Source organism: Streptomyces sp. AM 4-1-1 (assembly GCF_029167625.1).
GTDB lineage: Bacteria > Actinomycetota > Actinomycetes > Streptomycetales > Streptomycetaceae > Streptomyces.
In genome coordinates this window covers 6,240,823-6,255,093 of record NZ_CP119145.1, presented here as the reverse complement: position 1 = coordinate 6,255,093, position 14,271 = coordinate 6,240,823, and the positions used below count along the sequence as shown (strand labels likewise).

The window sequence follows — 14,271 nt, the reverse complement described above, 5'->3', positions numbered from 1 at the left end:
CTCCCGTACGGCAGAGGCCGGTCGGGCCGTCCGGTCGCACCCGAAGGTGTGCCGCCGCGCGGCTGAAGGTGTACTGATCCCACAGCGGCGCCGCACATGTGCGCACCCGTACGGGGCGTGCGCCCGCGCCGCACGCACGCCGGGCGGAGCCGCACTCCCGCCAGGGCCGGGACCCGCCTACCGGGCGTCGGCCCGTACCCGGTAGCTCACGGCGGTCCAGGGAAAGTCGCCCGAGTTCAACGTCCCCGTCACATAGACGAGGTCGCTGCTTTCACCCGGTGCGCCGGCCCGGCAGTCCGCGTTGAAGAAGACCTCGACGTTGCGGTCCGTCGCCGCGAAGTAGGACCGGGCCGAAGGGGACAGCTCCTGGCACACCCCCACCTGGGCGAGGTCGGCCGCGACGGCGGTGCCCGTCCCGTGGAGACCTGTGTAGAACGTCACTCCGGGACGCACCGCCGCGCTGCTCGGCGCGCCCGTCCCCAGGACGAGCAGACCTCCCGCGGCCGTCGTAGCCACGATCGTCGCCCACTTCTTGTGTCGGTTCGCCATGTGTGCCTCATCTCGGATGCGTACCGGTGACACCGGTAACGGTGCGGAAGCGGCGGTGCGGTGCGCGCGCCACAGAGGACACTTTCCTTGCACTTTCAACGAATACATAAGGAAGAATCCGGCCACGAACGGTGGCCGTTCGGTGGAAGCGCGAGCCCCGCCGGGCTCCCGGTCCGCGGTCACCCGTACTTCCCAAAACGCGGCCGATGCAGCACTGTCTTGCGTATGCTCATTTGATCACTCGCTCTGCCCGCCACCGGGCCGCGATCCTTTTCGGACCGGTGACGGCGCGGGGCCCGAATTGTTTGGAGGTCGGCATGGCTTCTGGTCGTGTGGTCCGGTTCGACGGAGCCCGGGGGTACGGGTTCATCGCTCCCGATCACGGTGGAGAGGATGTCTTCCTGCATGTGAACGAGATGCTGATCCCCGAGTCCTACGTGCGTTCCGGCACGGCGGTCGAGTTCGAGGTCGAAGAGGGGGGCCGGGGGCTCAAGGCGTCGTCCGTCCGCCTCGCGGAGGGACCGGACGGTACACCGCTGACACCGCCGCCCGTCGCTCCGGCCGTCGCGGTGCCCTCCGTGCCCCGGCAGACGGACGGTGACGACTCGCTGTGCGACGTGCTCGGAGCCGACGAGTACCTCAGCGAGGTGACCGAGATCCTGCTCAAGGCCGCGCCCTCGCTCACTGGTGAGCAGATCCTGCAGATCCGCGGTGGGCTGGCGAGGTTCGGGAAGAGCCACGGTTGGACGGAGAACTGACCGGGGGCTGACGAGGCCACGGACCCGCTCGCGGACGGCTGTGCGGCTCCGGTCGCGCGGCCGCCGGTGACCGGCGGCGTGCCCGGTGGCGGCACCGGCCTGCCGGGCCGGCGCCGCGAGGACCGTCGAGACCGGGGTACGGCCGGACGAGCACCGGGGGCAGGGGCACGACCGCGCGTGTTGTGCCACCACGTACCCATCGGCCGTCACCTCCGCCGGTACGCCGGAGCCCGGTCCCCCGGGTCAGGCCAGGGCCTGGCCGACCTCCGGGGGCGTGTTGTCCTCCAGATCGTGCGGGGCGTCGGCCGCGCGGACGTATCCGTCCCGCACGGGGGCGTCCGGCGCCATGGCCGACAGCAGCAGGCTCGCGCCCACCACGGCGAGCGAAGAGGCCATGGCCCGTATCAGCTCAACGCCCTTGCGTTCCACGTCGGTTCGGACCACCGGGGCCGGGGCGGCGCCGGTCCACCACTGATGGGTGCGTCGCCGCAGGACGGCTGTGAGTTCCGCGACGGCCGACGGGAGCGCCGTGGCGCCCGCGGTCCCGTGGCCGACGGCTTCCGGGTGCGCCGGTCCGTCCTGTGACCCGGTACCGGTCGGTTCCGTGGTCGCGGGGTTCTCGACGGGGCGGGCGGCCGGTACCGGCCCGCCACCGGCCAGCTGGCCCGCCCGGTCGGCGAGCGCTTCACGGCGCAGTGCCAGCAGGGTGCCCGGGGGCACGGCGAAGACCGACTCGCAGGACCGGACCAGCGCTTCCGACGGAAGCCTGCGTCCGCCCTCGAAATCGGCGATCGCGCTGTGCGCGCTGTAACCCAGCCGACGCGCGAGCGCCCGTAACGACAAGCCTTCTTCCAGCCGCAACCTGCGCAGGGCAAGCCCCAGCCGGATTTCGGCCGGAAGCGCGTCCGGCGGCTGTGGGGCGGGCCGCGCGTCGGGCAGGGGTCTTTGCGACCGCTGCGCGACCGTTTCCCGCGGCGGCCGGTGCCCACCGCGTCCGGTGCCGGTACATCGCGGTGTGTCGGCGGTTCCGTCCGACGCGGGTCCCACCAGGTCTCGCTCGCTCATCGGAATCGGCCTTTCCCTGCGTGTCGGTGTGCGTTCTCCGGGAAATGGTGAAGCGTCCTCGTTCGGGCATCGACGTTCGCGGACGATCCTCGGCAGCTGTCCCATCACCGGCCGGACCGAGCCGTACGGGAAGGCCCCGTCGCACGGCGGCACCCACGGTGACCGGCACACGGGACGGACCTCATGCGCAGCATGCTTCGAACCGGCTGCCTCCGTCGTCTCATCTGTCCAACACCCGCCGCACCCGCGTCGAACCGGGCGGAGAGCGGCCACCAGGGGAAGCAGCGCGCCTCGTGGCCGGATGAAGCCGTCCCGGCCCGGAGTCGCGCCACGAGGCCACGCGCGGCTGAAGCGCACTCAGGATGCCGCCTGCCGAAGTGCCCGTCAATGGGCGGACATCGCCCCGCCCACGTCGCATGTCCTTTGGTGAATGGCCGGTATCGGTCTGGTGTGAGGACCGTACGGGCGCGTGGCTTGAGGCCGTTTCGCTCCGGCTCCCCCGCCCCGGCACCGGTGCCTTCGGGCGGACGCCCGGCGGGCCCGGTCCGCTGTCCGAGGCGGGCGGGCGGAGGCGTTCTGAGAATGTTCTGCGTACGTTCTGCATGTGTTCTGTGCCCCCTGGAGACCGGCCTCCTCCTGCTACACCTGTTGCTGTTCGCCGGAACACCGCCCGTCCGGCCCGCGAACGATGCCGGCCGCGCGCCGGGCGTTGTACCGGTCATGTACGCACTCCCAGCGAAAGGTCGACACCATGAAGAAGATCACCATCCGCAAGGCCGGCGCCGTCAAGCTCACCGGCTCGGGCGCCTCGCTGTACGGCTGTGGTTGCGCCGCCAACTAGCCCCATGACCGGCGGCGTTCGTCCCTGACCACTGTTCCCGCGTGCGTTCGCGAAGCGGACCGAAGTCCTCGAAGGGCCCCTGGCCCTCAGGGTTTCGGAGGAGAAGCCACCGGGCCTCCGGTCGACGCCGCGAGCGTGCGCACCGGGTGACGCGACGGGGCGAGACCCTCTGTCGGGACCGGCGCCGTCGGTCCGACGCCACATGCCGTGGGTGGTGCGGCGGGTGTCCGTCGTACGCACCGCCCACGGCTCTGCCGCACACCCGGGTACCCGTCCAGCGACGAGGCCGTCCTGTGGAGGACCTATGTCAAGAACTCCGGCACCACAGGCGCCGCGGAACACCGAGGCGTCGGGGGCGGCCCCGGAGCGCGTCGCCTTCCATCCGCTGGTCTTCCAGCCCGAGGGCGACGAGGTGACGGTGGGCCGCATGGACGCCGGCACGTTCGTCGTACTGCCGTCGGACGGCGCGGCGCTGCTGCGGCGGCTGGTCGACGGTGAGAGCAGGGCGCGGGCCGCCGAGTGGTATCTCGTCCAGTACGGCGAACCGGTGGACATCGACGACTTCGTCGCCGATCTGACCGAACTCGGATTCACCCGCGACGCCGATCAGGCGGCCTCGGCACCCGTGCGGGTGCGCTGGGCGCGCCTGGGCCGCGCGGTCTTCTCGCCGGTGTCCGGGGTGTTGTTCGCGGCGCTGATCGTGGCGTGGCTGGGGGTCACCGTGAGGGCCCCGGTTCTGCTTCCCACGTACCACCACCTGTTCTTCACGCACTACATGTCCCTGGTCATCGTGACGCTGTATCTGGCGCAGACGCCGCTGATCCTGCTGCACGAGGCCGCTCACGCACTGGCCGGACGCAGACTGGGGCTGCCGTCACGGCTGTCCGTGGGACGCCGGCTGTACTACCTGGTGTTCCAGACGACCATGGACGGGCTGGTCGCCGTCCCCAGGCGCAAGCGCTATCTGCCGATCCTCGCGGGCATGCTCACCGACGCGGGCGTGCTGGCCGCGCTCACCCTGGTCGCCGCCGTGCTGCGACGGCCCGACGGCACGTTCCCCGCCGTGGCCACGATCGCGTTGGCGCTGGCGTACCTCACCATGCTGCGGCTGCTGTGGCAGTGCTGGTTCTTCCTCCAGACCGATGTGTACTACCTGGTGGTCACGGTCCTTGGCTGTGTGGACCTGCAGACCACCGCCAAGCAGCTCAACCGCAACCGGTGGAACGCGCTGCGCGGCCGGCCGGCCGCGCACGATCCGCGGGGCTGGCACCCGCGTGACCGGGACGCGGCCCGCTGGTACTCGGTGCTGATGGCCGCCGGCTACGCGTTCTCGCTGGCCACTCTGGCGTTCGCCATGATCCCGGCGGCGTACCGGCTGTTCGGCACCGTGCTCGGGCGGCTGTTCGACGGCCGGTCGGCGGGGGCCGCCGAACTGGTCGACAGCGGCGTGTTCCTGCTGCTGAGCATCGGCGAGATCGGGATCGCGTGCGCGCTGTACGTACGCGACAGGCGAGCGGCGAGGGCCGCCGCCGATGACGTCGCCTTCCCTCCCTCCTGACCACACCTGGAGCGCGTCTTGTCCGCTGAAGGAGCCACGTCGACGGGTGCCGACCGGCACATCCTCCTCGTCGGAGCACATCGCCGCGACCGGGCGGCGCGCTGCCGGGAGCTGGTCCTGCCGCCGCCCCTGCTGCCGGCGGTGTCCGCCCACCGGCGGCTGCGCGGCCCGTACACGGCGGCCGGGACACTGATGCGCGCCGTGGTGCCCGGTGTCTTCGCCGAGCGGCCGGACCTGGTGAGTACCCATGAGGTCGAAATCCTAAGCGTGGCACCGGAGTTGCGTGATCTCGTACCGGCCTCCCTGGAAACGCTCACCTCCCTCGCCTCACCCGCCGAGCGCACCCGCTACTACTCCCGTCTGCGCACACGGCGGATCGCGCACGGGCTCACCGACTTCCTGCTCGCGGTGCTGTCCGCCGACGGGACGGGGTCCCGTTCCGTGTTCGTGGACGCATTGGACCAGGCCGATCCGACCGACCGGGAGTTCGTGGCGGTGCTGCTGCGGCGGATGCCCGCCCGACTGTTGACCCTGGTGGTGGGCGGTACGGAGGCGCTGCTCGTTCCGCCGGTCCCCGACGAGCGGCTGGAGCCGGGCACCAAGGGGAACGAGGAACTGTCGCCCTCGGTGCTGGAACGGCACTGCCGTCGCGTGGACGCCCCCCGGTCGTCGCAGGGCGCAGCCGGCGGTGCGGAGATGTCCGGGGACGGGCCGGACGAGGCGGCGGCGGCGGCGGCCGAACGGTACGTCAACGGGGACGGAACCGACGACGAGCTGCTGGCCGCGTATCTGCGCGCACCGCTGTCGGCGCGGCGGGAACTGCACGACCTGCGGGCCGCCGAACTGCGGGCCGACGGCCAGCGCTCATGGGCCTTCGGGGCGATCCCGTACCACCTGATGCACGGCGCGGACCCGCTCGGCGCGGGTACGGCCGCGCTGCTCGACGCCATGGACGACTGCATGCGTCACGGGTTCTACGACGCCGCCATCGACTTCTGCGACCGGGGCCGCGCCCTGGTCGACCGGGAGCGGGACTTCGGCCTGTGGTGGAAGCTCACCAGGAAGCTCCCCACCTGTCTGTCCGCGATGGGCCGGGCCGAGGAGGCCGAGGCGATCTGCGACGAGGCACGGGCCCGCACCCGCGACGCGGCCATCCACATCGAGTGCGCCTACGCGACCGCCATGCTCTACACCCGTCACCGCGAGGCCGGACGCCGGGACCACGTCCGCGCGATGGCCTGGATCAACGAGGCCATCGCGATCGCCTCGCTGCTGCCCGATCCGAAGGACCGCGCCTTCAACACGGTCTTCCACAGCAACGGTCTGGCCCTCATCGAGGCACACCGCAAACGACCGCTGGCGGCGCTCGACCTCGTCACCTCGGGCATAGCCACCCTCGACCGCGAACTCGGCGCGGACGAGCACCATCTGCACCGGTCCGTGCTGCGCCACAACCGGGCACAGGTGCTGACCGCGCTCGGCCGGCTGGACGAGGCGCTGACCGATCTGCGCGCGGTCGTCGAGGTCGACCCGTACTACCCCGAGTACCACTTCGACCTCGCCAACCTGCTGCGCCGGGCCGGACGTTGGCAGGAGGCCCTGGACGAGTACCGGACGGCGCTGCGTCTCGGTCCGCCGTTCCCCGAGGCGTACTACAACCGGGGTGACCTGCGGAACGAACTCGGCGACACCGAGGGCGCGTTGGAGGATTTCACCCTGGTCCTGGAACTCGACCCCGACTTCACGGACGCCTATGTGAACCGGTCCGGCATCCATCTGGCGGCGGGCGACCTGGCGGCGGCCGAGCGCGACGCGCTCGCGGGCCTGGTGGAGTCGCCGGACAATCCCCATCTCCTGGCGGTGCTCGGCCAGGTGCACGGTGAACGTGAGGAGCACGAGGCGGCGCGGGCGGCGTTCGACCGGGCGCTGGCCGCCGATCCCGATCTCGTCGCGGCGCTGTGCGGCCGGGCCACCGTCGCCCATGCCACCGGCCACGCGGCGATCGCGCTGGCCGACCTGGAACGCGCGGTGGCCCTGGCCCCGGACGATCCCGCCGTGCGGTTCAACCACGCGTATCTGCTCCAGGACGCGGGGCGCTGGCAGGAGGCACTGGCCGAACTCGACATCGCGGCCGGGCTCGCGCCGGACGACCCGGACGTGCTGCTCGCCCGTGACGACTGCAGGGCCCGGGTCACCGTGTCCTGACCGGTGCGCGCCCGCCCGGCGAGCCGCCGGCCCGTTCCCGACCGGGCCGGCGGCTCCGCGTCCGTACGGTTCAGCGACGCTTCAGCGAGCCCCGGACGAAGGCCGCCTGGCCCGCGTGCTGGAGGTCGTCCGAGATCACGCTGATCAGGCGCACCCCGAGCGTCACCGGGGGCGACCAGTTCTCGTCCACGACGCGGTCCAGCGCCTTGTCGTCGAGTCCTCGGACGAAGCCGACGCTCCGCTCGTGCACGGCGTCGTGGTAGCCGAGCAGCAGCTCCGCCGATTCCACCCGTACGGCCCCGACCTCCTCGCTGCTCTGACCGTAGCCGGTCGCGCCCTCCTCGAAGGGCAGCTCGAAGCGGGCGGCCCAGTCCTCGTCGAACCAGACCTGTTCGGTCCCCGCCGCGTCCGCGAGGTGATCGTCCTGGACCCGGGTGAGGTGCCAGACGAGCCAGGCGATCGAGTTCGCCCCCTCGTCGATCCGGGCGTTGAGGTCGTCCGGGGAGAGGCCCTCGACCGCGCCGTGCACCGTTTCCTTGATGCGCTCGAACGCATCCGCCAAAATCGTTGCGGTGTTCATACCACCACCATGACCGGTCCACCGCCCGGCCGGGGCGACCGACACGTCGTCCGGGAGCCGCCTCCTCACCCCGCCTCGGCGGCGAGCCCGACCCCGACGTACTCCTCGCGGCGGTCGACGGTGTCGAAGAGGCGGTTGGCGGGGCGGGGCAGTCCGTAGTGCTCGCGGAGGGTGCTGCCGGTGTACTCGGTACGGAACAGGCCGCGTTCCTGGAGGATCGGGACCACCCGGTCGACGAAGACCTCAAGGCCGGAGGGGAGCACGGCGGGCATGATGTTGAAGCCGTCGGCCGCGCCGCTGTCGTACCAGTGCCCGATGGTGTCGGCGACCTGCTCGGCCGTACCGGCGAAGGTGCGGTGCCCCCGGCCGCCTCCGAGTCGCCCGATGAGCTGACGTACCGTCAGGTGCTCGCGCCGGGCCAGTTCCACGATGAGGGTGTAGCGACTCTTGGCGCCCTCGATCTCGTCCTCGGTGGGGATGTCGTCGGGGAGTTCGGCGTCGAGGTCCAGTTCCTCGGGTGCGAGTCCCAGACTCCGCGCCAGCTGGACCTTGGCGTACTCGGGCACGATCAGCCGGTCCAGTTCGGCGTCCAGCTCCAGGGCCTGCGCCTCGGTGTCGCCGATGACGGGCACGATGCCGGGGAGGATCTTGAGTCCGTCCGGGTCACGGCCGATGAGCCGGGCGCGCTGTTTGACGTCCTTGTAGAAGGCGACGCCCTCCTCCAGTGTCTGCTGCGCGGTGAACACCGCCTCCGCGTAGCGGGCCGCGAAGTCCTTGCCGTCCTCGCTGGACCCGGCCTGCACCAGCAACGGGTAGCCCTGTGGCGGGCGTTGTACGTTGAGCGGGCCGTCGACCCGGAAGAACTCACCGGTGTGGCCGATGCGCCGCACGCGTGCGGCGAGGGCGTGGACGCCGCGTTCCTTGTCGGCGACCACCGCGTCGTCGGCCCAGCTGTCCCAGAGTTTGGTGGAGACCTCGACGAACTCGGCGGCCCTGCGGTAGCGGTCGTGATGCGGTGGCGTGTCGTCGAGCCCGAAGTTGCGGGCCGCGTCGGCGCCGGCCGTGGTGACGATGTTCCAGCCGGCCCGGCCGCCGGAGACATGGTCGAGCGAGGCGAACCGGCGGGCCAGGTTGAACGGCTCGTTGTAGCTGGTGGACGCGGTCGCGATGAGACCGATGTGCCGGGTGGCGCCGGCCAGCGCCGTCAGCAGGACGGTGGGCTCCAGCGTGGCGGCGGGGCGCCGGCCCGGGTCGCCCATCAGGACCGGGCTGTCCGCCAGGAACACCGAGTCGAGCCGGCCGCGTTCGGCGACCCTGGCCAGGTGCTTGTAGTGCTCGATGTCCGCGTTGGCCCTGGCCTGGCTCCCAGGCAGCCGCCAGGACGCCTCGTGGTGGCCGGTGGACATCAGGAACGCGTTGAGGTGCAGGGGCTTGCGGTCAGACGTGCCGGGCATGGGTCTTCCTCTCATCGGAAGGGACGGGGGGTGGTGTCACGCCGAGCGCGGCGAGCAGCGTGTCGCGGTACTCCTGGAAGCGGGGGTCGCGCCGGACGCGCGGGGTCGGCAGCTCGACGGCCAGGTCCACGGAGATCCGGCCGTCCTCCAGCACGAGGACCCGGTCGGCGAGTTCGACGGCTTCGTCCACGTCGTGGGTGACCAGCAGGACGGCGGGCCTGTGCCGCTCGTACAGCTCGCGCAGCAGTCCGTGCATCTTGATCCGGGTGAGCGCGTCGAGTGCCCCGAACGGCTCGTCGGCGAGCAGGAGTTCGGGGTCACGCACCAGGGCGCGGGCGAGTGCGGCGCGCTGCTGTTCGCCACCGGAGAGTTCATGGGGCCAGGCGCGTTCGCGCCCCGCGAGGCCGACCTCGGCGAGTGCGGTGAGACCGCGTTCCCTGGTCCCGGGGCCGCGCAGTCCCAGGACGACGTTGTCGACCAGGCGCAGCCAGGGAAGCAGCCGCGAGTCCTGGAAGGAGAGCGACACCCGGTCGGGGACGACGAGTTCACCCGAACCTTCGACCGTGTGGTCGAGGCGGGCCACGGCCCTCAGCAGGGTGGACTTGCCGGAGCCGCTGCGGCCGAGCAGGGCGGTGAACTGCCCCTTGGGGATGGTGAGATCGAGTTCGCGGAGGATGGTCCTGCCGCCGAATCCCCGGACCAGTCCGGTCGTCCGGACGGCGGGCGCGGAGCCGTCGGTGGGGGGTGCCGGGTGGTTCTTCGCGGGTGTGGGGCGGGGGCCCGGGCGGGTCAGCCCGCCAGTGTGCGTCGCCATGACAGGACCTTCCGTTCGATCGTCCGTACCGCCGCGTCGGAGACGTATCCGAAGGTCCCGTAGGCCACCAGTCCCACGATGATCACGTCGGACTGGGCGTACTGCTGGGCCTGGAACATCATGTAGCCGATGCCGCTGGTGGCGTTGATCTGCTCGACCACGATCAGGCCCAGCCAGGACGCGGTCACTCCGAGCCGCAGTCCGACGAAGAAGCCGGGCAGGGAGCCGGGTACGACGACCTTGCGGACGAACTGCGCCCGGCTCAGGTCGAGTCCTTCGGCCAGCTCCACGTACCGGCTGTCGATGGCGGTCAGCGCGGCGTAGGTGTTGACGTACATGCTCACCGCGACGCCGAGCGCGATCACGGTGACCTTCATCTGCTCACCGATGCCGAGCCAGAGGATCAGCAGGGGGAGCATCGCCAGTGCGGGGATGGCGCGTTTGATCTGGAGCGGGCCGTCGACGAGGTATTCCCCGGTGCGGCTGAGTCCGGCCAGGACGGCGAGCGCCGCCCCGGCGACGACTCCGAAGAACAGGCCGAGTCCGGCGCGTTGCAGGGAGATCAGCACATGGTCCTGGAGCCGGCCGGCGGCGATCAGGTCCCCGGCGGTCGCCGCCACGGCGCCGGGGCCGGAGAGGATGCGCGGGTCGAGGTGGCCGGAGGCGGAGGCCGCCCACCAGACGGCGACCACCAGCACCGGGCCGATCAGCCGGCCGAACGGCAGGGCCCGGCCGGGGCCCAGGCGTCTGCGGGTGCTGCGGACGGCGGTGCGGGCCGTCGGGGAACGGCGGGCAGTGGCCGGGCCGGACGGCTCCGGTCCGGTGGCCGCCGGGCCCTGGAGGCGTGTGTTCTCCAGCACTTCGGTCATGACGTCTCCCGGTAGCGGGCGGGTACCGCGGTCGCGGCCAGCCCCTCGAAGCGACGGTCGAACAGTCCGGTGACGTCCTGTTCCGGTACGAAGCCGCCCTCCGCCATCAGATCGGCGGTCTCCTGCTCCCACGCGATGGCCTTGTCCCAGCTCACCGGGAACGTCGGCGCGCGCAGTGAGGCGACGATGCGTGCGCCGTCCTCCTCGGTGACCCCCTGGTCCTTGACGTAGTAGGTGTCGATCCACTGGTCGGTGTGCTCCCACGCCCATACCTGGCCGCGCGCCCAGACCGGGATGAAGCTGCGGACGGCCGCGGCCTTCGCCGGGTCGTTCAGCACGTCGGTGGGCGCCCAGAGCACGACCAGCAGGTCCACGACGTCGGTGGTCACCGCGCGGGCGCCGTCCTTCCCGTACTGATCGAGGTACTTGGTCAGCGTGGGCTCGGCCAGCGGGGCGACGTCCACCTGTCCGGACTGGAGGGCGGTGAGGAACTGGGTGCTGGGCAGGGCGACCAGTTCGACGTCGTCGTTGCTCAGCCCGGCCTTCTTCAGCGCGCGCAGGACGACCACGCCCTGGGCCTGTCCCTGGGAGAAGGCGATCTTCTTGCCCCGGAAGTCCGCCACGTCGGTGAGGGACGAACCGGGCGCGGTGGCGAAGACGTAGATCGGCTCGTTGCGCACCTGTACGGCGACGATCTTCGCGTCGACGCCGATGGCGTTGGCCTGTATCGGCGGAATTCCGGCATTGGCCGCCAGATCGATGGACCGGGCACGAAATCCCTGGATGATGTCGGGTCCGGCATTCAGATTGGGCCACTCGGAGACCTTGAAGGGCACCTCCTTGTCGAGCCCCGATGGTTTCAGCTGGAGCCGGGTGGTGCGGACCGCGACGGAGAGTTTCGTATCGGGCGGTGGAGCACCCGAGGGGAGCTTTCCGACCGTTTCGCTCCGGGCGACCGTACCGGTCTGTGGAGAGCAGGCGGCGAGGCCCAGGACCGTCCCGCCCGCGAGGGCGAGAAAGGATCTGCGGCCGACCATTGCGTACGCGAGTTGCTGAGACATGACCGGTTCCTGATCGTGGGTCAGACGGAGCGGTAGGCGCCGTCGTGGAAGAGAAGCGGGCCGCGTCCCTCGTCGAGCCAGGAGTCGACGACCCGGGCCACGACGATGCGGTGGTCTCCGGCCGGGACCAGTTGTTCGATCGTGAGCCGCAGCCAGCCGGTCACACCGCCGAGGACCGGCTCGCCCCCGGGCAGCCGGCGCCAGTCGGTCGGCGCGGCGAAGCGGTCGATGCCACTGGTGGCGAACGTCCTCGCCAGTCCCTCCTGTTCGGCGCCGAGGAAGTTGACGACCGCGGTGGTGGCCCGTTCGATGTGCGGCCAGGACGAGGAGGTCTCGGCGACGCCGAAGGACACCAGCGGCGGGGACAGGGACAGCGAGCTGAGCGAGGTGGCGGTGAATCCGACCGGGCCGTGGCCCGCGTCGGCGGTGACGACGACCACGCCCGCGGGATAGCGGCGGAACGCCCGTTTGAAGTGGTCAGGGGCGATGCCGGTCGCGGCGGCCGTGGTGGCGTACGAGGGCACGGTGACAGTCAACGTCTCTCCCGAGAGGGGCATGCGGAAAGGGAATCCGGAACGGGGAACCGGAACGGGGGAACTGGAACGGGGTCCCGGAAATCGTTCCGGTGAAGGGAAAAAGATGTGCCGGAGTGGTACGGGCGGGCGCAGCGGGAATCCTGGTGGATTCAGGCGTGCGCACCACCCCGTACGGCCCGCACCCGATTCAGGGGAGGCACGGGCGGGACAGGCGGAAAGGGCGGGACCGGATGCGGGGCTGCGGGCTCAGCGAAGACCCGGACAGGGGTGACAACAGGAATGCCGGGCGTATCCGCACATCGGCTCAGCCGCGCCTCGGCGACATACCACTGAGGGCATGCACCGGGAAATACGCTGTCGGCTGCTCATGAATCCATCATCCCGTTCGGGCGTCGGCCCGGTCAACAATGCAACGATTTGAATTAATTCGGTTCCCCGGTCATCCGGCGGAAACCGGCGACCGGATCACGGAAAGGGCTTCAGGGGTCCACGTACAGGGCGTCGAGTGCCACCGCCCCGCCCGCGGTGGCCAGTACCGAGCCGGTGAAGCTGCTCGGCACCACCGCTCGTTCCGGTGCGCCACAGACCCAGGAGCGCTCCGCCACTTCGGCCCGCAGGTCGGCCAGGCAGTGCGGCAGCCGCCCCACCCCGGGCTCGACCACCACCAGCACTTCGGGGTCGAACATGTCGAGGAGCAGGGCCGCCGCCCGTCCGACCAGCCCGGCCCGGCGACGGAAGAGGGCCACCGCCCGCTCCTCACCGGTCAGCGCCAGTTCGAGCAGATCGGGGAACGACCTGACGGGCAGGCCGCGTTCGAGCGCGTGCCGCACCATGGCGGGCTCCGACACCTCGGACTGGAGGCAGCCGGGCCGGCCGCAGCCGCAGGGCTCGGCCGCGCCGGGCCCGCTCCGGAGGCCCAGGGGCAGATGCGCGACGCTGCCCGCTCCCGAGCGCGGCCCCCGGTGCATGGTTCCCTCGGTGGCGAAGGCGGCGTCCACGACGGCGCCGACGAACAGGAGCACGGTGCTGGCCCGGGTCGACGCCTCGCCGAACATCTGCTCGGCCCGTGCCAGCGCCCGGGAGTGGTTGTCCACGTGGACCGGCAGCCCGGTCGCCGCCGCGAGCACCTCCCGTACCGGAACATCGCGCCAGCGGAGCTGCGGATGCTCCACCACGGTCCCGGCCACCGGATCGACGCGGTGCCCGGTGGCCACGCCGAGGGCGAGCACGGTTCGGCCCGCCGCGTGGCCGGAGACCATCGGGGGCAGGCGCGCTGCCAGGTCGGCGAGCACCTGGTCCGGGCCGGTCCCCCGGTGCGGGCGCCGCTCCTCGGCGACGATCCGGCCGCGCAGGTCCATCAGCGTGACCGTCGAGTGGGCGACCGCGATGTGCGCACCGGCGACCAGATGGCGGCCGGTGTCGATCTCGACGGGGACGTGCGGCCGGCCGCGTCCGCCGGGCCCGGCGGTCTCGGCGCTCTCGCGGACCAGTCCGCGGGCGAGCAGACGGCCGACGTGTCCGGTGACGGAGGCGGGTGACAGACCGGTGAGCCGGGCGACGGTGGAGCGGGCGACGGGCCCGTGGTCGAGGATCGCGCCGAGCACCGAACCGGTACCCGTGGGACGGCGGGTCGGGGCGGGGGCCGGTATGTCGGACCGACGCAGGTGGGCAGGGCGACGGGCGGGTGCGGAGAGACTTTTCACAGAGGTCTTCCAGGTCATCGGTGGCAGCGGGCGACGCGGTGCGGGCTCCTCCGCGGAGCCGCGGTGGCGGAACCGGGCCGGCCGTGCGGCCGACGGGTCCGCTTCTCCCGTGGAGAGGGCGCCCCGCGCGCGGGCGGGCGTCGTGCTCTCAGGCCCGGTGACACGCGGCGGAGCACACACGCTTCAGGTCGACATGACCTCGCGTCGTCAGGTGTGCGGATCGCTGCATGTCGCGCAACGTAACCGGAGCGGAGTGGGCCGGTCAACCCTGCGCGGGT

Annotated in this window: 12 protein-coding genes; 3 read left to right on the top strand and 9 right to left on the bottom strand. The window is 71.6% G+C overall.

Translation table 11 applies throughout. The annotated features are described in order from the left end of the window. Positions 1–177: 177 nt before the first annotated feature. Complete coding sequence (locus PZB75_RS26420) at positions 178–549, bottom strand: hypothetical protein (RefSeq protein WP_275537792.1); 372 nt, start codon at positions 547–549, stop codon at positions 178–180. A gap of 317 nt (positions 550–866) precedes the next feature. Between PZB75_RS26420 and PZB75_RS26415 the strand changes: the two genes are divergently transcribed. Further along, positions 867–1,307 carry a cold shock domain-containing protein gene (locus tag PZB75_RS26415; protein ID WP_275537791.1) on the top strand — a complete coding sequence of 147 codons (441 nt, stop codon included), beginning with the start codon at positions 867–869 and terminating at the stop codon, positions 1,305–1,307. A gap of 243 nt (positions 1,308–1,550) precedes the next feature. Here PZB75_RS26415 and PZB75_RS26410 read toward each other — a convergent pair whose 3' ends face one another. Next, positions 1,551–2,372, bottom strand: coding sequence for a helix-turn-helix transcriptional regulator (locus PZB75_RS26410; RefSeq protein WP_275537790.1), 822 nt, complete (start codon positions 2,370–2,372; stop codon positions 1,551–1,553). Between the two features lie 1,145 nt (positions 2,373–3,517). Here PZB75_RS26410 and PZB75_RS26405 point away from each other — a divergent pair. After that, the gene (locus PZB75_RS26405) at positions 3,518–4,771 is read left to right on the top strand and encodes a hypothetical protein (RefSeq protein ID WP_275537789.1); all 1,254 of its coding nucleotides are present in this window, start codon (positions 3,518–3,520) and stop codon (positions 4,769–4,771) included. Positions 4,772–4,789: 18 nt separating this feature from the next. Continuing rightward, positions 4,790–6,976 (top strand): tetratricopeptide repeat protein, encoded by a 2,187-nt coding sequence (locus PZB75_RS26400; RefSeq protein ID WP_275537788.1) that lies wholly within the window; start codon positions 4,790–4,792, stop codon positions 6,974–6,976. 70 nt (positions 6,977–7,046) lie between these two features. On the opposite strand, the gene PZB75_RS26395 is transcribed toward PZB75_RS26400, so the two are convergent. From PZB75_RS26395 to PZB75_RS26365, 7 genes are all read right to left on the bottom strand, one after another. Next, positions 7,047–7,556 carry a DinB family protein gene (locus tag PZB75_RS26395; protein WP_275537787.1) on the bottom strand — a complete coding sequence of 170 codons (510 nt, stop codon included), beginning with the start codon at positions 7,554–7,556 and terminating at the stop codon, positions 7,047–7,049. Between the two features lie 65 nt (positions 7,557–7,621). Next, positions 7,622–9,010, bottom strand: a complete 1,389-nt coding sequence (locus tag PZB75_RS26390; protein WP_275537786.1) for an LLM class flavin-dependent oxidoreductase — start codon at positions 9,008–9,010, stop codon at positions 7,622–7,624. After that, the gene (locus PZB75_RS26385) at positions 8,994–9,824 is read right to left on the bottom strand and encodes an ABC transporter ATP-binding protein (protein ID WP_275537785.1); all 831 of its coding nucleotides are present in this window, start codon (positions 9,822–9,824) and stop codon (positions 8,994–8,996) included. The genes PZB75_RS26390 and PZB75_RS26385 overlap by 17 nt, the downstream gene beginning before the upstream one ends. Next, positions 9,800–10,693, bottom strand: a complete 894-nt coding sequence (locus tag PZB75_RS26380) for an ABC transporter permease (RefSeq protein WP_275537784.1) — start codon at positions 10,691–10,693, stop codon at positions 9,800–9,802. The genes PZB75_RS26385 and PZB75_RS26380 overlap by 25 nt, the downstream gene beginning before the upstream one ends. Continuing rightward, complete coding sequence (locus tag PZB75_RS26375; RefSeq protein ID WP_275537783.1) at positions 10,690–11,754, bottom strand: ABC transporter substrate-binding protein; 1,065 nt, start codon at positions 11,752–11,754, stop codon at positions 10,690–10,692. Before PZB75_RS26375 ends, PZB75_RS26380 begins: the two co-directional genes overlap by 4 nt. A 20-nt stretch (positions 11,755–11,774) precedes the next feature. Next, complete coding sequence (locus PZB75_RS26370) at positions 11,775–12,311, bottom strand: flavin reductase family protein (RefSeq protein WP_275537782.1); 537 nt, start codon at positions 12,309–12,311, stop codon at positions 11,775–11,777. Positions 12,312–12,769: 458 nt separating this feature from the next. After that, positions 12,770–13,993 carry an ROK family transcriptional regulator gene (locus PZB75_RS26365; protein ID WP_343286285.1) on the bottom strand — a complete coding sequence of 408 codons (1,224 nt, stop codon included), beginning with the start codon at positions 13,991–13,993 and terminating at the stop codon, positions 12,770–12,772. Positions 13,994–14,271: the final 278 nt, after the last annotated feature.